Genomic DNA, 19964 nt, shown 5'->3' on the forward strand with positions numbered 1-19964 from the left:
CAATCAAATTCGAGTTCCAGATTGGGTCTAGCTTTTTCTGTAGACACCAACCCAATTACTGGGCTGTCTTGGGTCCTGCATCCTTAGAAAGAGGTAACGCGTTGAAGACCAAGGTTTTATCCGGTTGGTCAGATTGTCCAGGATCAGATCCCCGCCCGCAGAGCGATACACCAAAACAGCATGTGCCCGCCGCCGAGTATCCAATACGGTCGCGATCAAAAGTTTGCTTGGATCAATGCCTGCCCGGATCAAATCCCGCTTTTTGAGTAGTGCAAAGTCTTCACAATCACCCCCGCGCGAGGTGGGCAGCGCCCATCGCTCGACGGTTCTGTACTGCGACTGGTCCGTGACTTCTCGGGTCGTTGCGTTGACTTGGCGATTAACCCTGTGGACGATCTGCATTTCCTGCTGGGTCGACAAGGAAAGTGACGCTTTACTTGAACACGCCCATGAATATTGTCTGCACAACTGGCGCGCACCCGACGGAGGGGGCGACGCAGCCACCGCGCGGATAAAGCTTCCTTCGCTTGCCTGAACATTCGAGCCACCAAACATGGCGGCGCATGCCAAAGCAGATATTCCAATGGCCCGCCCTAGCGACAGGGCCGACCTCTTAACAATTGCTCTGTTTTCAATCCCAACAGAATCCATGCCTGTCCCTCGATCCTTGTGTCTCCAAGCGATTGCAAACAGACCGGACCGTATCCCCAGTTCGGAAACTATCGGTAAACGGAACCGTCTGCGCAATCTGACGTGACCGTGCGAAAGAAAAGAGGCGGAATTTCGTGACTCAATTTGACCATTTGGAGCAAGAATTGCGTTGAGTCAGCCACAATTATGGCACGCTGGGCGCGAGTTGCGTTCAGAAACCTGACGCAACTCATTGTAAACAGTAAAATATTAGAATGACATTGTGAGACCGGCGAAGGCCACAATTGGGATTTTGCGCGTTGGCTGAAATCCGCGCAATAAACACGGCCGCCGGGTTTGTTGTTACCCGGCGACCGAAAATACTGATTCTACTCGGTGATTTCTACGACCACGAGTTCACGCTCACTTGCGCCGCGCGCGTGGTCCAGGGCTTCTTGATACTCGGGCGAGTTATAGCATTCGACCGCAGCTTCTACGGACGGAAACCGGGCAACCACGTTGCGCGGCCGTTCTTTGCCTTCAAGCTGCACATATCGCGCGGCGCGCGCGATAAATTCTCCGCCGTGCTTGGCTATCGCTGGTCCAGCAAGCTCGGCGTATTTTCCATAAGCCTCGGTGTCCGTCACCGTGACATGTGCGATCCAAAGTGCGGGCATCCTACCCCTCCAGTACCTGTTCCGCGGCTTTGATCGCCGCATCAGAATTCGAAGCATCCTTGCCGCCACCCTGCGCCATGTCAGGGCGGCCACCACCGCCCTTACCGCCCAGTTCCGCGACAGCGGCGCGAACCAGATCGACCGCCGAAACTTTTTCGGTCAGGTCCTGCGTTACACCAGCCGCGACAGCCGCCTTGCCGCCTGCATCCGCGATCAGCAAAACAGCCCCGGATCCCAGACGGCTTTTGTGTTCGTCGATCAATGCAGGCAGGTCCTTGCCGGACACACCAGTTAGCGCCTGCGCCAGGAAAGGCACGCCGTTCACGTCTTTTGCTTCAGCGCCACCCTGACCTGAGCCCCCGGCCATCGCCAAATCGCGACGCAACTGCGCCACTTCGTTCTGCAAGGCCTTGCGCTCGTCCAACAGGGTCTTCACCCGGCTGACTACGTCGTCGGGCTGTGCCTTTAGTTCGGACGCAATCTGCCCCAACCGCTGATCCTGCGCCGACAAATGGCGGAAAGCCTCATCCCCGGTCAATGCTTCGATACGGCGCACACCCGCGCTGCTGGCGCTGTCGCCAAGAACAACAAAGGTTCCGATATCGCCGGTCTGTTTGACATGCGTACCACCGCATAGCTCGATCGACCACGTTTCGCCGTCCTGCCCTTTGCCTGTGGGCGCTTTGCCCATCGAAACAACGCGTACCTCGTCGCCGTATTTCTCGCCAAACAGCGCCTGCGCGCCCAGTTCGCGCGCATCGTCCGGCGTCATGATCCGAGTTTCCACGGTCGAGTTCTGGCGGATAAAGGCATTCACCTCACGCTCGACCTTTTGCAGTTCCTCTGTGCTCAGCGCCTTGGAGTGGCTGAAATCAAACCGAAGCCGATCAGAGGCGTTCAGCGACCCGCGCTGTGCCACGTGATCACCCAGCGTTTCGCGCAGCGCCTCATGCAGCAGGTGCGTGGCCGAATGGTTGGCCCGGATCGCACTGCGGCGGGTATGGTCCACCTCAAGCTCGACGCCGTCACCCTTGGACAGCGCACCCTGACTGACCGTCACACGATGCGCATAGACCTTACCTTCGGCGAATTTACGAGTGTCTTCGACCTCGGCCACATCCTGCATATTCTCAAGTCGTCGGATTTCACCGGTATCCCCAACCTGACCACCGGCCTCACCATAGAATGGCGTTTGGTTCACGATGACCCAGCCGGTGCCGCCCTGTTCGATAGTGTCGACCAGCGCGCCATCCACGACCAGAGCAGCCACCTGCCCTTCGGCCTTTTCAGTATCATAGCCCAGAAAATCCGTGGCTCCGCCACTGTCCAGCACGTCAAACCAAACTGCCTGATCGGCGGCCTCGCCCGAGCCCGCCCATGCGGCGCGTGCTTTGGCCTTTTGTTCGGCCATCGCCTCATCAAATCCATCGGTATCCACGGTTCGGCCCTTTTCACGCAGCGCATCCTGCGTCAGGTCCAGCGGGAAACCATAAGTGTCATACAGTTTGAATGCCGCTTCACCGGGCAGAGCGGCCCCTTCGGGCAGGCCCGCAACCTCATCATCAAGCAGTTTCAGACCGCGATCCAGTGTCTGCTTGAACCGGGTTTCCTCAAGCAGCAGCGTTTCTTCGATCAGCGCCTGCGCCTGTCCCAGTTCCGTGTATTGCGCGCCCATCAGCTGCACCAAAGAGGGCACAAGGCGGTGCATCACCGGGTCTTTCGCACCCAGCAAATGCGCGTGACGCATGGCGCGACGCATAATCCGGCGCAGAACATATCCGCGCCCGTCATTGCTGGGCATCACCCCATCGGCAATCAGGAATGAAGTCGACCGCAAGTGATCAGCGATTACGCGGTGATGCACGTTTTGATCGCCGTACGGATCAACGCCGGTCGCATCGGCCGACGCCTCAATCAGCGTTTTGAACAGGTCGGTGTCATAGTTGTCATGGCTGCCTTGCAGCAGAGCGCCGATCCGTTCCAGCCCCATGCCAGTGTCGATGGACTGCATGTCCAGCTCCACCATCGAGCCGTCCTCGAACTGTTCGTTCTGCATGAAAACGATGTTCCAGATCTCGATGAACCGATCACCGTCTTCCTCGGCCGAACCCGGAGGGCCGCCCCAGATGTGGTCGCCATGATCATAGAAAATCTCGGTGCACGGACCACAGGGTCCGGTCGGGCCCATTTGCCAGAAGTTGTCACTGGTGGCGATGCGGATAATCCGATCCTCGGGGACGCCGACCTTCTTCCAGATCTCAAACGCCTCATCATCAGTGTGGTAGACCGTTGTCAGCAGGCGGTTCTTGTCGATACCGAATTCCTTAGTGATCAGCTCCCACGCGAAGGGGATCGCGTCATGCTTGAAGTAATCCCCGAACGAGAAATTTCCCAGCATCTCAAAGAACGTATGGTGACGTGCGGTGTAACCCACATTGTCCAGATCGTTATGCTTGCCGCCTGCGCGCACACATTTCTGCGCCGTCGTCGCGCGCTGATAGTCGCGGGTTTCAATGCCGGTAAACAGGTTCTTGAACTGCACCATGCCCGAATTTACGAACATCAGTGTCGGGTCATTGCGGGGCACCAAAGGGCTGGACGCCACCACTTCGTGCCCTTGTTTGGCAAAGTAGTTCAGAAAGGTCGATCGAATATCGTTAAGCGTTGGCATAAGGCTCTCTCAGCGCGCAGTCATCTTGTTCCAGAAGGGTCTATCCCCGTCCCATGGGATAGTCCACAGGATTGGAAGACCAAACGAAACAAGGCGGCCCCGAAGGACCGCCCGTCAGTCAGAAATCGGGATCGGATCAGGCTTCGAGGATGTCGTCATCCTCGGCCGCACCGGGCGGCATATCAAAATCCAACCCATGCGCAGCTCGGATCTTGTCTTCGATTTCAAGCGCGATCCGGCTGTTGTCACGCAGGTACTGCTTGGCATTCTCACGCCCCTGCCCGATCCTCTCGTCGCCATAGCTGAACCACGAGCCAGATTTCTCGACCACACCAGCCTTGACGCCCAGATCCAGCAGCTCGCCCATCTTGCTGATGCCTTCGCCATACATAATGTCGAATTCCACCTGCTTGAACGGAGGTGCCACCTTGTTCTTGACGACCTTCACACGGGTCTGGTTGCCGACAACCTCGTCCCGATCCTTGATCGCGCCGATGCGACGGATATCCAGACGAACCGAGCTGTAGAATTTCAGAGCGTTACCCCCGGTCGTGGTCTCAGGGCTGCCAAACATCACGCCGATCTTCATCCGAATCTGGTTGATGAAAATCACCATGCAGTTGCTGCGGCTGATCGAGCCGGTCAGCTTGCGCATCGCCTGGCTCATCAAACGGGCCTGAACGCCGACATTGCTGTCGCCCATGTCGCCTTCCAGTTCAGACTTCGGCGTCAGGGCTGCGACCGAGTCGACCACGACCATGTTCACCGCGCCCGAGCGCACCAGCGTATCAGTAATCTCAAGCGCCTGTTCGCCGGTATCGGGCTGTGAGATCAACAGCTCATCCAGATCGACACCCAGCTTGCGGGCATATTGCGGGTCCAGCGCATGTTCCGCGTCGACGAACGCACAGACACCGCCGCGCTTCTGCTGTTCTGCAATACAATGCAACGTAAGCGTGGTCTTACCCGAGCTTTCGGGTCCGTAAATCTCAACAATCCGGCCCATCGGCAGGCCACCGATTCCCAACGCGATATCCAACCCCAGCGACCCGGTTGAGCTAGCGTCAATATCCTGCTTGGCATCTTCGCCCAGCTTCATGATCGAGCCCTTACCGAACTGCCGTTCGATCTGTGCCAGCGCACTGTCGAGCGCCTTTTGCTTGTCTGCGTTTTTCTTGTCGCTCATCGTCAGAAGATCCGCCATTGTCCTGTCGCCTTCCCTTTTGTCACACCCTTTAACGGGCGGCAATCACTGCTTTGTTCGCCTCTTGTTCCTTATGGGACCAAAAAGAGAACATTTCAATAAAAACTTACAGAAAGTACTGTTCAGCAATTGTGTTAAAGAGTCGTTTACGCCACTCTGCCCTTGTGACAAACTTGGCCAAGGACGCGATAATTGCTTGTTTTCTATAAAGAACGTCTTGCGTTCCTGGCCGTACCTAAAACCGGAAGTACAGCGTACCACACGGCGTTGCAGGATCGTGCTGACTTTGTGATTACCGGCCCGCCGGACCTGAAACACGCGCCGGTCCGACGCTATGATCGTTTTTTTCAGAATATCTTTCGAAAAATGTACGACACCGAGATGGAAATCATGGCCGTCGTCCGAGAGCCGATCGACTGGCTTGGCAGTTGGTACAAGTTTCGCGCCCGGCCCGAGCGTCTGGGCCACCCTCATTCCACCCACGACCTGAGCTTTGATGATTTCGTTCAAGCTTACATGCAGACCCCGCGCCCGGACTTCGCGGATGTAGGCAGTCAGAGCCAGTTTTTTCGCACACGGAACAACGGTGTTGGCGCAAGTCACGTTTTCAAATACGAAAATCAGGACAAAATACTGGATTTCCTGCAAGACCGACTTGGCACAGAGATATCTTTGACCCAAGAGAATGTCTCGCCAAAACGCGATTTGAGTTTGAGCCCGGAAACGGAAATAGCATTTCGCCAATCACATGCCGCCGAATTCGCATGTCATGACGCCGCGCTCTAACAGTTTCAATTGATTTGTTGAAACACCGCTTCTGTAAGTTGGTTCAGAGAAAAGGGTTTCGGCAGGAAGGTCGAATTGCTGATATCGTGGTCCGAGTTCCCAAATGCGCCTTAGGTATAGCCTGACATGAAGATGACTCGGACATCGGGACGATCTTTCATTGCCTTGCGAACCCATGTCGGCCCATCCATGCCGGGCATAACGACATCGGTGACAAATACGTCCACATTCAAGGACCCGTCTTCCAGCAACCGTAAAGCCTCTTCCGCACAATCCGCCTCAAGCACCGTGTACCCTTTCAACCTCAACGCGCGGGTGGCAAATGCGCGGACCGGTGCTTCATCCTCGACCAAGAGGACAACGCCTTCGCCCGAGCGAGCACCCTGAGCGTCAGGCAAGGTGGCTTCTTCGGGAACAACCCGCTCCTCTGCGCCAGAGACAGGCAGGAATACCGTGAATTCGGTTCCGCGCCCAATCAGACTGTCAACAAAGATGAACCCCCCGTCTGCTTTACGATTCCGTAAACAGTAGACAGGCCCAGCCCGGTGCCTTCGCCGGTTCTTTTCGTCGTGTAGAAGGGTTCAAACACCTTTTGCAATTTGTCCGAAGCAATCCCGGTGCCGCTATCAATGACCTTAACAGTAACATATTCGCCGGGTTGAACCGTCGCGCGGTCCCTGCGAAGTGGCTCTGTCATACGAACAACCTCAGTTTCAATTCGCACATCCCCCCCTTCCGGCATGGCGTCCCGTGCATTCACGACAAGGTTCATGAAAACCTGTTCCAGTTGGCGCTTATCTGCCCGCACGGGTTTGAGAACCGGATCATGGCTGAGGATCAGGCGAATTTTCTCTCCGACCAGTCGGTTCAACAGATGGATGAGGTCAGAAATTGTATCCCGCAAGTCCAGAACTTCGGGCTGAAGGGTCTGTTTGCGTGAGAACGCCAGCAATTGACTTACCAGCGCAGCCGCGCGGTTGGCGTTTTGGTTGATCTGAACCAAATCTCTGTAGTTTGGATCATTCTGATCATGTCTAAGCAGCAACAGGTCACAATGCCCCGAGATCGCCGTTAGCAGATTGTTGAAGTCATGCGCGACACCACCCGCCAGTTGCCCAACGGCCTGCATCTTTTGTCCCTGAACGAACTGGGCCTCCAAAGTCTTGAGCTCCGTCGCATCGTTCAGCACGGCGATCAGGCAAACTTCGCCCTTGTTGACGACCTTGCTCAGAGTGACCTGAACGAAGACCTCTTTATCCTTGCGACTTAACCTAAGAAATTCCGAACACGGTACTGCATCATCGGCGGCAGAACGTGCCAGCCATTCGTGGATTGGATAGCCCAGCCCTTGCATGATCTGCGCCACGTTCGTTTCACCCGGGCGGATATCCCCGACAAGCTTGGCGGCCAGACGGTTGACCTCTTTGATCTGCCCGTCAAGCGAAAGGCACATGAGGGGGACTGGTAAATCATCAAATGGGGCCTCAGGCGCGGGGCCGGCTGACACATTCACTGTAAGAATAAGTGTATCTTGAACTGATCCCGAGCGTGAAAGCTCACACACTGTCACCGGGATTGACGTATCGGCAGTTTCGGCACGCACAATTTCACCAGCAAGCGGGAGTTCTGTCGCAAAGACTTGCTCTATGGTCTCAGGCCGGAAACCAAGCAGACTTTCTGCAGCCCCGTTGACACGCAGCAGCGTGCCATTTCTTCCGTGCGTCAGAACAGGAACATCCGCATCGTCCCATTGCCCCCGCTCGTCCATTTTGAAGCGCCAGCAATATAAGCCGTGCCCAACATCAAAGACCGAGACCGGCACAGTCGACCCAACGGTGACAACGTCTTCACGTGCCTTTCCGTGAATTTCCGCCAAAGCTTGCAGACGAAGCAAAACCGCAGACGGGTTGGCAAACACGGACTTGAGAGAACTGTCCAGCCTGACCCCCGGAAAAGCACGGAACCGAGCCGAAGCCCTGGAATTCGCGTGGCGCACGCACCCTTCGGAATCCTCGATCACGCAGGAAAACATGTCCTGTTCTGCGAACGATGCCATGACCTTGATGGCCTGCCGAAGGAATAGTTCTGCGATCTGCCCCCTGAGCACGACCAAAAATGCAGCCGACAGAAATGAGGCACCGACGACCAGAAATCCAGTTGCAATAGCTTCCGGTAGGTCTTTGGCAAAGGGTGCGAAACTAAGTGCGCCACCCAGCATGACCAAAGCAACAAGCCTTACGTTGGCAGGAAATTTCCTGAGGGGATGTTCAGAAATCAAAGCTAGGGTTTCAGGCATTAACAACTCGGATCAAAAGATTTTTTGGAGATCAGCCCAAATTTATTAACACCCTATTAATTCTCTCGCCACAATCTACCCCAAGTTGTTTGATGCGTCAAAATTACCGCTTTAGATGTGATACGAAGAAACCGTCCGCGCCCTCAGTCGGCAACCACCTATTGCGAAATGCCTCTCTCCATTCGGAATGCAGCGCCGTAAACCTGTCGACGACTTCGTCGTTTTCGGGCCTCAACATCGAACAGGTCGCGTAGGCCAGTGTTCCGCCTTGACCGACCAGCGACGACGTTGCCTCCAAAATTTCAAACTGCAATTCAGTCAACTCAGTCAGGCGCTGTGGGGTCAATGCCCACTTCCCGGCAGGTGCACGCCGCCATGAGCCGCTTCCTGAACATGGTGCATCAACCAACACAATATCAAAAGGACCGTGTTTCCGAACCTCTTGCGTGGACACTGTCGTAATCTTGGCACCAGCGCGGTCAGCGCGTGCAGGAATGTCACGCATCCGACCTGCGTTAACATCATGTGCGAAAACTTCGACACCGTCATGCGCAGCCAAGGCCAAAGACTTTCCTCCGCCGCCAGCGCAATAGTCGAGAACGCGCAGACCGGGCTGCAGGTCCAGCGCAGATACGACAGCTTGACTTGCCGCATCCTGAAGTTCGACAAGCCCTTCGGTATAGGCCCGGCTTTGTGCGATCTTGCGGGCCCCTTCGACGACTTCAAGTGCCGTGTCACTAGCTGGATGAACGCGTGCGACGATCCCATCCTGATCCAGTGCCACAATTGCGTCGGACCGATTGGTTTTGATCAGGTTGGCGCGTAGATGGATCGGAGCACGTCTTTGCAACGCTTCTGCAGCAGGAACAGCCTGATCTCCCAAGGAATCCTTGAACATAGGCCACATCCAATCGGGGATATCGTACCGCTCTGCATCAGATGCAAAGTCTCGCCCAGCTTCCGTTTCCAGCACAGCAATCGGCGCGTGACGTTCGCCGGTGAAAAGCGCGGCAAGGTCAGCCTGGGCTGCGCGTGACGCGCCAATCATCAGCCCCCGCCCGGTTGCCGCTCCGCCAAGTGCTGCAAAGGATCGTTTGCATCGCACAGCACCGAAAACATGGTCACGAATGGCAGCACGATCTTTGGACCCCGCAAAACGGCTACGTCGCGCCCATCCCGTAAGCGCCTTTTCAACCGGCACTCCGCCGAGAATCTCGTCCAGAATGTCGATGGAGGCCTGAACGCGGGCTGCTGGTGTCATCGGGCTGTCCCTTGCTCTTTAGAAACGCAAAACGGCGCCCCAACAGGCGCCGCATCGCACAATTCGAGAGTTTACATCACGCGGTAATTCGGGCTTTCGCGGGTGATCTGAACGTCATGCACATGGCTTTCCTTAAGCCCCGCGCCCGTGATTTTGACAAAGTTGCAGTTGCGCCGCATCTCTTCCACAGTTGCGCAGCCGGTATAGCCCATCGCCGCGCGCAGACCGCCGACCAACTGATGCACAACGGCGCTGGCCGAGCCTTTGTAGGGCACCTGCCCTTCGATCCCTTCGGGCACCAGCTTGTCGTTGGCGGCGTCCTTCTGGAAGTACCGATCCGCCGAGCCTCGCGCCATTGCGCCCAAGCTACCCATGCCGCGATAAGATTTGAACGAGCGGCCCTGATACAAAATCACTTCACCGGGGCTTTCATCGGTGCCTGCGATCATAGAACCGACCATCGCGCAGGACGCCCCCGCCGCGATTGCCTTGGCAAAATCGCCCGAGAATTTAATGCCGCCATCGGCGATTATCGGCACATCCCCGGCCGCCGCAGCGCAATCCATGATCGCGGTCAACTGCGGCACGCCCACACCGGCCACCATCCGTGTGGTACAGATCGAGCCCGGCCCGATCCCCACCTTGATCGAGTCCGCGCCCGCGTCGATCAACGCTTTGGTCGCCTCGCCAGTGGCTACATTACCGGCGATGATCTGAACCTCGTTCGACAGGGTCTTGACCCGTTTCACCGCGTCCAGGACGCCTTGTGAATGGCCGTGTGCGGTGTCCACAACAATAATGTCGACGCCTGAATCCACCAATTGCTCGGTACGCTCAAACCCGGCATCCCCGACCGAAGTCGCCGCCGCAACGCGCAAACGGCCCAGGCGGTCTTTGCACGCAGTCGGATTCAGCACCGCTTGTTCTGTATCTTTCAGGGTCAGCAGGCCAGTCAGTTTGCCTTCGGCGTCAACAACCAGCAGCTTTTCGATCCGGCGCGCCTTCATCAGGCTTTTAGCTTCTTCCAGATCGGCGGGTTCCTGCAGCATCGCCAGATTGTCGGCGGTCATCATCGCGTGGATCGGCGTGTCGTCAGAGGTCGCAAACCGCATGTCGCGGTTGGTCACGATACCGACAACGCGCCCCTCGGGGTCGACAACGGGAAAACCGGTGAAGTTATACCGCTCGACCAGCGCCTTGGCATCAGCCAGCGTCTGATCCGCGCGCAATGTCACAGGGTTATAGACGATGCCGGATTCGAACCGCTTGACCCGGCGTACCTCGCGGGCCTGTTCCTCGGTGCTCAGGTTCTTGTGGATCACGCCGATGCCGCCCGCTTGGGCCATGGCGATGGCCATGCGCGCCTCGGTCACTGTGTCCATCGCTGAACTCAGCAGCGGGATGTTCATGGTAATCTCGCGCGTCACGCGCGTCGTCGTGTTCGCCGTTGCGGGCAGCACAGAAGATGCGCCCGGAACCAGAAGAACGTCGTCAAAGGTGAGTGCCTCACGAATCTGCATCTGCTAACCCCATGCAAAACCCCGTTTGACGGCGACCCTATTGCATGGATTCAAGCTAAGGAAAAGCCCCTGACCTAAACTAGTTTTGCCCTGCGGGACATTGCCGCGGCAAAAAACGACGCAAGACGGTCAAAACCTGCCGCTGATTGCCCTTTCCCTTTGCGCACAAACCCATATCTTGCGCGGCAGATGCGCGAATACAAAAGGCAGGCCAGATATGACCACCGAACCCCTTGTCGTTTTTACCCCCTCGGGCAAACGTGGGCATTTCCCTGTCGGCACCCCGGTTCTGACCGCTGCCCGGCAGTTAGGTGTCGATCTGGATTCGGTCTGCGGCGGGCGCGGGATTTGTTCGAAATGCCAAATCACGCCCAGCTATGGTGAGTTTCCCAAGCACGGCGTGTCGGTATCCGAAGGCGCGCTGAGCGAATGGAACGCGGTGGAACAACGCTATGACGACAAGCGCGGGTTGAAGCCGGGGCGCCGTCTGGGCTGTCAAGCCACGGTTCAGGGTGACGTGGTGATTGACGTGCCGCCCGAATCTCAGGTCCATCGCCAGGTCGTGCGCAAAGCGGCTGCGGCCCGTGCCATCACCATGGACCCGGCGACGCGGCTGTATTTCGTGGTGGTCGAGGAACCCGACATGCACTCGCCCACCGGCGATCTGGAGCGGCTGGAACGCGCCCTGCGCGAGCAGTGGAAGATCGACGCCGTCACCGCCGATCTGTCGCTGATGGCAAAGTTGCAGCCTGTGCTGCGCAAAGGCAAGTGGGAGGTCACGGTAGCCGTCCACAAAGGCCACAAGGATGAGGTCGCGCAGATCGTGGAAATCTGGCCCGGCCTGCATGAACAAGGGCTGTACGGTCTGGCCATCGACCTTGGCTCAACCACCGTCGCCGCCCACCTGACTGATCTGGAAACCGGTGAGGTCAAGGCATCGTCCGGCTTGATGAACCCGCAGATCCGCTTTGGTGAAGACCTGATGAGCCGCGTGTCCTACGCCATGATGAACCCCGGCGGCGACGCCGAGATGACCCGCGCCGTGCGTGAGGCGATCAATGACCTGACCACCTCGATCGCGGATGAGGCCGGGATCGACGCCGCGCTGATCGTGGAAACGGTGTTCGTCTGCAACCCGGTCATGCACCACCTGCTGCTGGGTCTGGACCCGGTTGAACTGGGGCAGGCCCCTTTCGCGCTGGCGACATCGGAAAGCATGTCCCTGCCCGCGCGTGAGATGGACCTAACCAAGATGAACCCCCGCGCACAGGTCTATATCCTGCCCTGTATTGCGGGACATGTGGGGGCCGACTGTGCCGCCGTTGCCCTGTCCGAGGAACCGGGCAAGTCGGAAGACCTTGTGCTGATCGTCGATGTCGGCACCAATGCCGAAATCCTGCTGGGCAACACCACACGCGTGCTGGCTTGTTCCTCGCCCACCGGCCCCGCGTTTGAAGGCGCGCAGATCAGTTCTGGCCAGCGCGCTGCGCCCGGCGCGATTGAACGGATCGAGATCGACCCCATTACCAAGGAACCCCGCTTCCGCATCATCGGGTCTGACAAGTGGTCCGACGAGGACGGGTTCGATCAGGACATCGCCACCACCGGAATCACTGGCATCTGCGGCTCAGGCATTATCGAAGCCGTGGCGGAAATGCGCATCGCCGGGCTGCTGGATGAAAGCGGCCTGATCGGATCGGCTGAACAAACCGGCACCACGCGCTGCATCCCCGAAGGGCGCACACATTCCTATTTGATCCACGACGCCAGCGCCGAAGGCGGCCCGCGTATCACTGTGACCCAAGGTGACATCCGCGCCATCCAACTGGCGAAATCGGCGCTTTATGCCGGTGCGCGCCTGCTAATGGATGAGATGCAGGTCGACACCGTGGATCGCGTGGTTCTGGCCGGGGCGTTCGGCGCGCATATCTCGACCAAACACGCGATGGTGTTGGGCATGATCCCCGACGCACCGTTGGACAAGGTCTCCAGCGCAGGAAACGCGGCCGGTACCGGCGCGCGGGTCGCCCTGTGCAACATCGGATCGCGCAAGGAAATTGAACGTGTCGTGCGCGAGATCACCAAAGTCGAAACCGCGATTGAGCCCAAGTTTCAGGATCATTTCGTAGCCGCCAACGCGATCCCGCACAAAACCGACCCATTTCCGGAACTGGCGCAGGTGGTCACCCTCCCCTCGCCTTCATTCAACACCGGTGGCGGGGATGAGGAAAAATCTGGCCGCCGTCGTCGCCGCAGGTCATAGTTACCCCAAAGAACCGGAGGCGACATGGCGATAGCAAACGAAGAACAGGCTGAATTCTGGGGCAACTCACCCTCAGGTGCGAAATGGCTGACCTATGAGGATCAGATGGATGCCCTTCTGGCCCCGGTTCTGGATCTGGTTCTGGATCGCGCCACCCTTCAACCAGGGCATCGTGTGTTGGACATCGGCTGCGGCACTGGCGCGAGCACGGTTCAGGCTGCCCAGGTCGTTGGCCCCAAAGGTCACGTTCTAGCCGCTGATTTTTCACAGCCTTTTCTGGATCGAGCTGCGGTACGCGCAGAGGCAGCCGGGCATTCAAATGTCGGCTTTCAATTCGCAGACGCGCAGACCCACCCTTTTGACGAAGGCGACCGGGATGCCATGATCTCGCGTTTTGGCGTGATGTTCTTCGATGATACGGTTGCTGCCTTTGCAAACATGGCACGAGCCCTGAAGCCCGGCGGGCAAATGACTTTTGCCGCTTGGGGTCCGCTCTCCGGCAACCCCTGGTTCTTTATTCCACACATTGCAGCCACCGCGCGCCTAGGAACACCACCAAAAGTGGATCGCAACGCACCCGGACCTTTGGCCTTTCATGATCAGGATCGCGTCACAGGTTTGCTGGCAGACGCCGAACTGACTGACATCAAGGTCGACGCGGTTGATCTGACCTTACCGGTATACGGAACGCTAGAGGATTGCGCTGCACTCTGTACACGAGTTGGCCCAGCGGCGCGGGTGATCGCCCATTTCGACGGTGGACCCGAAGATATCGCGGTCATTCGGGACGCAGTAGCAGGTGAATTCCAGCCCTATCAGGCAGGGGATATGGTCAACGTACCTGCGCTCATAAACTTGTTTCAGGCACGTAGGCCCGAGTAACTGGAGCGGGTAGCGGGAATCGAACCCGCGCGTTCAGCTTGGGAAGCTGACAGGCTACCATTACATCATACCCGCCGCGCGGGTTTGAATAACATTGGCTCACGACCAGCTTCAAGCACGTTTCGACAGGATGCCGCAAGATTATTCTGTCCGGGCTCGCAGGCTGTCGATCAGCGATTTTTCAACGTCCAACACTTCGCACGCAGCATCAAGGGTTCGCTGATCCAGATGTTGCGGGCTCAGGTCGATGTCCCTGGAGAAAACCTCAACAATCGTTCGCATCGTCTTGATCCGGGCGTATTTCTTGTTGTTGGCGGGGATCACGTGCCACGGCGCTATCTGGGTCGAGGTGCGCGCCAGCATCTCATCCACCGCGACTTCCGCCTCGGACCAGTGTTCGCGGTTGCGGAAATCCTCATAGGTCAGTTTCCAGCGCTTCAGCGGGTTGCGTAGACGTTCGGTGAATCGCGCCATCTGTTCCTCGGGCGAGATGTGGAAGAACAGCTTTACGATCCGCGTGCCGTCATCCACCAGCATTCGCTCGAAATCGTTGATCTCACCATAAGCGGCGCGCCAGCGATCTTCGGAGGTGAACTTTTCCAACCGCTCGACCAGCACCCGCCCATACCAGCTTCGGTCAAAAGCCGAGATCGCGCCCTCGGGCGGTAGCCGTTCCCAGAACCGCAACAGGTAATGACGATTCAGGTAGTAGTTGCGCGGCGCACCAATCGGCCAAACCTTGAAGCTGCGCGGGTCCAACGCCTGACTGATCCGCCGGATCGTGCCGCCTTTGCCCGCCGCGTCCCATCCTTCGAACACCAGCACGCCCTTGGTCCCGTGAAACAAAAACGCCTGTTGGATCAACGCCAGTTGCGCCTGCAACTCTACCAGTTCCTCAAAATACTCTTTCTTGCCCAGCCTCAGCGACAGATCTGCCTCGGTCAGTTTCGGGGGAAAATGCTTGGTCATAATGGCGCCCTGATCTGCGAAAAAATCACAACCAGTGTCACTACAACGGCCACAAGAGGCATTGATCGGTGTCAAACGAAAAAAAGCCGGGCACTAGGCCCGGCTTTGACTCAAAATGTGATGCGGATCACGCGCGGCGGCGACGTCCACCACCACGACGACCACCTGCGGCACCGGCTGCCGCGGCTTCTTCAGGCGACTTGTTGAACTTGATCCATGCCCCGCCATGCGGGTCGTTGTTGGTCAGCAGGTTAGCGGCGCGGATGGCCTCCATCTCTTTGCCGGCGCGCGGTTGGGTCGAGCCCAGGCCGAACAGTTGGCAGAAGGTCTCATCATCCATATCCGCAGGCAGTACGATGCCTTTGGCTGCTACCTCGGCCTTCTTTTCAGCCAGCTTTTTGGGACCAACTGGCAAGGCCACAGGGTTCATGATCGCCGAGGTCATGCCAGCGCCCATTGCCATCGGCAGGAAGGCATTGTTGATGCCGTGACGGTTCGGCAGACCGAACGAGATGTTGGATGCACCGCAAGTCGTATTCACGCCCAGTTCCTCGCGCAGGCGACGAACCAATGCAAATACCTGCTGGCCAGCGGTTGCCATCGCGCCGATGGGCATAACCAGCGGGTCAACCACGATGTCATGGGCCGGAATGCCGAAATCGGCGGCGCGTTCAACGATCTTCTTAGCGACGTCAAACCGCACATCAGGGTCTTCGGAAATCCCGGTGTCGTCGTTCGAGATTGCCACAACCGGCACGTTGTATTTCTTGACCAGCGGCAGCACCAATTCCAGACGCTCTTCTTCACCGGTAACCGAATTCAGAAGCGGGCGGCCCTCAGCCGCCTCAAGACCGGCTTCCAGAGCGCCCGGAACCGACGAGTCGATACAGAGCGGGACGTCAACCAGGCCCTGAACCAGCTCAACGATCTTGGTCATCAGCGGTGGCTCGGTCTCGTTCGGGTTGGGGTTCGAGTTGTAGACAACGCCCGCATTGATATCCAGAACGGTCGCGCCTGCTGCAACCTGCGCGATGGCGTCCTTCTCGACAGTCGAGAAATCGCCCGCTTCCAGTTCTGCGGCCAGTTTCTTGCGGCCAGTGGGGTTAATCCGCTCACCGATCACGCAGAACGGTTCGTCAAAGCCCAGAACGGCGGTTTTTGTTTTTGATTCTACGACAGTACGGGTCATGTCCGTTCCTTAGGTATTTGCAGGCTTTGCCGAAGCGCCGCCATTGTTGATAGCCCAGTTGGCGTTGGTCTTGACGCCGCCAAGCGGGAAGAAATGTACGTTGGTGATGTTGAAATCCGGGTTGGCGGCTTTGTGGTTGGCCAATTCGGTGATCACATCGGTCGGCTCATAAGGCAGCAACAGCTTGGATACATCCATCGCACGCTTTTGCAGAACCTTCAGCGATGGACCAACGCCACAGGCAATCGCGAATTTGATCAGGGTCTGCAACTTGGCCGGACCCGCAATACCAATATGGATCGGTAGGTCGATCCCCGCGGCCTTCAGACCGTCTGCCCATTCTATGATCGGCTTCGCGTCGAACGCAAACTGTGTCGCCAGCGCCATTTCGGCGTCGGTTGTCTCGCTGAATTTCTGTTTCCAGCGCAGCGCATCGTCAACATTCTTGGTCGAGCCGTCCGGGTCGATATCCTTGTTGCCCTCGGGGTGACCAGCCACGTGCAGACGCTTGAAACCTGCCTTGTCAAACAGGCCGGTCTCCATCAGTTGCATCGAACTGTCAAAATCACCCTGCGGCCTGTCCAGTCCACCGGCCAGCAGCAGCGCCTGATCCACGCCCGCTTCGCCCTGATACATGGAAATCCAGTTTTCCAGCGTCGCCGCGTCCTTGATGATCCGCGCAGGAAAGTGCGGCATGACCGGATAGCCCTCGGCGGCGATGCGCTTGGCGGTCTTGACCATGTCCTCGATCGGGGTGCCCTCGATATGGGCGATGTAGACACGGGTACCTTCAGGCAGCAGAGCGCGGAAATCCTCGACCTTTTCAGCCGTACGGGGCATTACCTCGATCGAATAGCCCTGCAAAAAGGCTTCGACGGTCGGGTTCACAGGGCCGTTTTCGGCCGCATCACGTTTCTTGAAGTTCAGCAAAGCCATCGCGGCCTCCCATATAGATTTCGGGCTCATGCCCAACCGTCATTTGCAATCAGCGCCTTGATGCGGTCCTGATCATATTCCGCTTCCAGACGCACGGCCTCGGCCTCGGCGATCTCGGACGGGTCGCCCTCAACCGCAAAAGGCTCGGCCTTGCGCCATTCGGCCAGATAGGCGTCGCTATCCTTGGCGTTCACCTTCATAGCCGCGCGGTCGATGGCTTGCTCGAACCGTTCTTCCAACTGCCGCTTTGCGCCCCGTCGGCCTTTGCCGACGATGACTTGAGCTGGGATATCGCGCCAAAAAACGATGGTGACGTCAGGCATCGCGTTTGATTCCTCCTAACCAGATGGATCGGTTCTAAACTTCAATATGGGCTCAGGTCGGTCGATTTTCGACACAAGGCAGAGTTCTAACGACCTTTTTACCCACGATGGGATACCGGCCTTGTAACGAAGTCTTGAGCAAACCCTCACATCAAAATTCTCATCACCTTAATGAGCGTCTTGCACGACGCAGGCGCGCGACCTATGGTCGGGGTAACTCGAAAATCGGAGGGCGTTACGATGGCGCCCAAGCGTCCCAAAGGTGCGGGCGCGTTCCCGAAGGCGGTCGAAAGCCCCGCGCCGGCAAGACCCGATCCAGATGCGTTGTATGCGGCGCTGGATCTGGGGACAAATAGCTGCCGCATGTTGATAGCCCAGCCCAAGGGCAGCGGGTTCCATGTGGTCGACAGCTTCTCAAAATCCGTGCAATTGGGCGCGGGTCTTGAGCGGACCGGGCGTTTGTCCCGGTCATCCATGGCGCGCACCATTCAGGCGCTGCGGATTTGCCAGCAAAAACTGAAACGCAATAAAGTCCGACGAATGCGGCTGGTTGCGACCGAAGCTTGTCGGCGCGCCAAAAACTCACGCGACTTCATCCGGCAGGTGCGGCGCGAAACCGGGCTGACGCTTGAGATCATCCAGCCCGAGGAAGAAGCACGGCTTGCCGTGATCTCCTGCGCGCCTCTGGTTTCAACCAAGACCGAACAATTGCTGGTCGTGGATATCGGCGGCGGCTCGACCGAACTGGTGTGGATCGACGTCTCATCCATTCCGCGCCGGGACAGACCTGCGGCGATCATGCGCCTGCACAATGGGTTCCACGCGGCCGAAAGCCCATTTCCTGCGGCCAAGGTTGTGGACTGGATCAGTGTTCCCTTGGGGGTCGCGACCCTCCGGGACCAATTCAATGACGTCGAGGATGACTCGGCTCGGTTTGCCTTGATGAGCTGGTTTTTCGAAGAGAACCTGGCCGATTTCGCCCCCTACAAAGATGAGCAGGCACGTGAAGGGTTTCAGATTGTAGGCACCAGCGGCACGGTCACAACCGTTGCTGCCTCCCACCTTGGGCTCAAACGGTATGACCGAACCAAGGTCGATGGCCTGCGCATGACCAGCGATCAGATTGACAAAGTGATACGTGGTTATCTAGAACTCGGCCCTCAGGGTCGGCGCCGGGATCCGCGTATCGGTGATGACCGGCAGGCCCTGATCATGTCCGGCTCGGCCATTTTGCAGGCACTATTACGCTGCTGGCCCACCGACCGCCTTTCCGTGGCGGATCGTGGGCTGCGCGAGGGTTTGCTTTATGCACAAATGAGCGCGGACGGCGTATTGGAAGACGGACCGTTCTGATGGCGAAGACACCGACTGGCAAAAACAACTCGGGCCGCGGACAGCGCGACCTGAAGGTTAAGGTCAAGACTGCACGTGGGCGCAAGCTCAGCTCAACCCGCTGGCTCGAACGGCAGTTGAATGACCCTTATGTCAAGCGCGCTAATGCCGAAGGGTATCGCGGACGCGCGGCCTATAAGATATTGGAACTGGACGACAAGTTTCGCTTTCTGGTCCCCGGCGCTCGCGTCGTTGATCTGGGCTGCGCGCCCGGCGGGTGGTTGCAGGTCGCTGTCAAGCGGGTGAATGCGCTGGGCGAAAAAAGCGGCAAGCGGATCGGCACGGTTCTGGGCGTGGACCTGCAAGAAGTCGAGCCGGTCGCTGGCGCAACGGCCCATGTGCTGGACTTCATGGAAGACGACGCAGACCAAAAGGTTAAAGAATGGCTGGGCGGCAAGGCCGATGTGGTAATGTCGGACATGGCAGCCGCCTCATCGGGGCATAAGCAAACCGACCATTTACGGATCATGGCACTGTGTGAGACAGCTTCCTATTTCGCATTTGATGTTTTGGAAGAAGGCGGCACCTTCGTCGCTAAAGTCCTGGCCGGTGGTGCCGAGGGCGATCTGCAAAAACTTCTGAAACAGAAATTCACCAAGGTCGCCAACGTCAAACCACCTGCGTCCCGCTCAGACAGTTCCGAGAAATTTGTTGTAGCGACTGGGTTTCGGGGCGACTCTTAATCCTCTAACGAAACCCGCTCTCCTGTCAGAACCTGTTCGCGCAGGGACGCAGCCGCGATGCCCTGTAGCAGCAGAGCCTCGCCATGGTTAAGATATTGCGGCTTCCGTGTGCGCAGATCTTCAATGCGCTGGGACATTGATAGCGGTCGTTGCAATTGCGATATCCGAACCGGTTTTCCAAGCATTTCAAACCCCTTACCGAAAAAAGCTTCTACTCCTTCCGATTTGGATACCGATAGATTTTGCCGTGAACGTGGCCGAAAGCGGGTATTACAATGCCAA

General features: G+C 57.7%; 16 protein-coding genes, 1 tRNA gene and 1 pseudogene. 5 read left to right on the forward strand and 13 right to left on the reverse strand.

The features are described 5' to 3' along the window. Positions 1 to 27: 27 nt before the first annotated feature. The 4 genes from GOX75_RS05095 to recA form a co-directional block, all read right to left on the reverse strand. The gene (locus GOX75_RS05095; protein ID WP_371808156.1) at positions 28 to 651 is read right to left on the reverse strand and encodes a transglutaminase-like cysteine peptidase; all 624 of its coding nucleotides are present in this window, start codon (positions 649 to 651) and stop codon (positions 28 to 30) included. 368 nt (positions 652 to 1019) lie between these two features. Then, positions 1020 to 1307 (reverse strand): DUF1330 domain-containing protein, encoded by a 288-nt coding sequence (locus GOX75_RS05100; protein WP_171121476.1) that lies wholly within the window; start codon positions 1305 to 1307, stop codon positions 1020 to 1022. Position 1308: 1 nt separating this feature from the next. After that, complete coding sequence (alaS, locus tag GOX75_RS05105; protein ID WP_171121477.1) at positions 1309 to 3978, reverse strand: alanine--tRNA ligase; 2670 nt, start codon at positions 3976 to 3978, stop codon at positions 1309 to 1311. 136 nt (positions 3979 to 4114) lie between these two features. Continuing rightward, positions 4115 to 5182 carry a recombinase RecA gene (recA, locus tag GOX75_RS05110; RefSeq protein ID WP_170629954.1) on the reverse strand — a complete coding sequence of 356 codons (1068 nt, stop codon included), beginning with the start codon at positions 5180 to 5182 and terminating at the stop codon, positions 4115 to 4117. Positions 5183 to 5374: 192 nt separating this feature from the next. On the opposite strand from recA, the gene GOX75_RS05115 reads away from it, so the two are divergent. After that, positions 5375 to 5968 carry a sulfotransferase family 2 domain-containing protein gene (locus tag GOX75_RS05115; RefSeq protein ID WP_171121478.1) on the forward strand — a complete coding sequence of 198 codons (594 nt, stop codon included), beginning with the start codon at positions 5375 to 5377 and terminating at the stop codon, positions 5966 to 5968. 5 nt (positions 5969 to 5973) lie between these two features. On the opposite strand, the pseudogene GOX75_RS05120 reads toward GOX75_RS05115, so the two are convergent. From GOX75_RS05120 to guaB, 3 genes and pseudogenes are all read right to left on the reverse strand, one after another. Next, positions 5974 to 8264 (reverse strand): annotated as a pseudogene (locus tag GOX75_RS05120) (ATP-binding protein). A gap of 103 nt (positions 8265 to 8367) precedes the next feature. Then, complete coding sequence (locus GOX75_RS05125; protein WP_171121479.1) at positions 8368 to 9525, reverse strand: RsmB/NOP family class I SAM-dependent RNA methyltransferase; 1158 nt, start codon at positions 9523 to 9525, stop codon at positions 8368 to 8370. Positions 9526 to 9596: 71 nt separating this feature from the next. Continuing rightward, a complete protein-coding gene (guaB, locus tag GOX75_RS05130) occupies positions 9597 to 11045 on the reverse strand; it encodes an IMP dehydrogenase (protein WP_171121480.1) in 1449 nt (482 codons plus the stop codon). 217 nt (positions 11046 to 11262) lie between these two features. Here guaB and GOX75_RS05135 point away from each other — a divergent pair, with 217 nt between their 5' ends. Both GOX75_RS05135 and GOX75_RS05140 read left to right on the forward strand, forming a co-directional pair. Further along, a complete protein-coding gene (locus GOX75_RS05135; RefSeq protein ID WP_171121481.1) occupies positions 11263 to 13308 on the forward strand; it encodes an ASKHA domain-containing protein in 2046 nt (681 codons plus the stop codon). Between the two features lie 24 nt (positions 13309 to 13332). Beyond that, complete coding sequence (locus GOX75_RS05140; protein WP_171121482.1) at positions 13333 to 14190, forward strand: class I SAM-dependent methyltransferase; 858 nt, start codon at positions 13333 to 13335, stop codon at positions 14188 to 14190. Position 14191: 1 nt separating this feature from the next. Here the strand turns inward: GOX75_RS05140 and GOX75_RS05145 are convergent. The 5 genes from GOX75_RS05145 to GOX75_RS05165 all read right to left on the reverse strand — a co-directional run bounded on the left by GOX75_RS05145 (position 14192) and on the right by GOX75_RS05165 (position 17607). Continuing rightward, a tRNA-Gly gene (locus GOX75_RS05145) sits at positions 14192 to 14265 on the reverse strand. Between the two features lie 66 nt (positions 14266 to 14331). Continuing rightward, positions 14332 to 15159 carry a polyphosphate kinase 2 family protein gene (locus GOX75_RS05150; protein ID WP_171121483.1) on the reverse strand — a complete coding sequence of 276 codons (828 nt, stop codon included), beginning with the start codon at positions 15157 to 15159 and terminating at the stop codon, positions 14332 to 14334. A 127-nt stretch (positions 15160 to 15286) separates the two neighbouring features. Beyond that, positions 15287 to 16348, reverse strand: coding sequence for a methyltetrahydrofolate cobalamin methyltransferase (locus GOX75_RS05155; RefSeq protein ID WP_171121484.1), 1062 nt, complete (start codon positions 16346 to 16348; stop codon positions 15287 to 15289). A gap of 9 nt (positions 16349 to 16357) precedes the next feature. Beyond that, a complete protein-coding gene (locus GOX75_RS05160; protein ID WP_171121712.1) occupies positions 16358 to 17284 on the reverse strand; it encodes a methylenetetrahydrofolate reductase in 927 nt (308 codons plus the stop codon). Positions 17285 to 17310: 26 nt separating this feature from the next. After that, positions 17311 to 17607, reverse strand: a complete 297-nt coding sequence (locus GOX75_RS05165; protein ID WP_171121485.1) for a virulence factor — start codon at positions 17605 to 17607, stop codon at positions 17311 to 17313. Positions 17608 to 17847: 240 nt separating this feature from the next. Between GOX75_RS05165 and GOX75_RS05170 the strand changes: the two genes are divergently transcribed. Continuing rightward, complete coding sequence (locus tag GOX75_RS05170) at positions 17848 to 18960, forward strand: Ppx/GppA phosphatase family protein (protein WP_171121486.1); 1113 nt, start codon at positions 17848 to 17850, stop codon at positions 18958 to 18960. Then, positions 18960 to 19682: an RlmE family RNA methyltransferase gene (locus GOX75_RS05175; RefSeq protein ID WP_171121487.1), complete on the forward strand. Its 723-nt coding sequence runs from the start codon at positions 18960 to 18962 to the stop codon at positions 19680 to 19682. The genes GOX75_RS05170 and GOX75_RS05175 overlap by 1 nt, the downstream gene beginning before the upstream one ends. On the opposite strand, the gene GOX75_RS05180 is transcribed toward GOX75_RS05175, so the two are convergent. Further along, complete coding sequence (locus GOX75_RS05180) at positions 19679 to 19819, reverse strand: hypothetical protein (RefSeq protein WP_171121488.1); 141 nt, start codon at positions 19817 to 19819, stop codon at positions 19679 to 19681. The genes GOX75_RS05175 and GOX75_RS05180 overlap by 4 nt on opposite strands. Positions 19820 to 19964 lie beyond the last annotated feature (145 nt).

Source organism: Ruegeria sp. HKCCD7251 (assembly GCF_013031165.1).
In the GTDB taxonomy this organism is placed as follows: Bacteria; Pseudomonadota; Alphaproteobacteria; order Rhodobacterales; family Rhodobacteraceae; genus Ruegeria.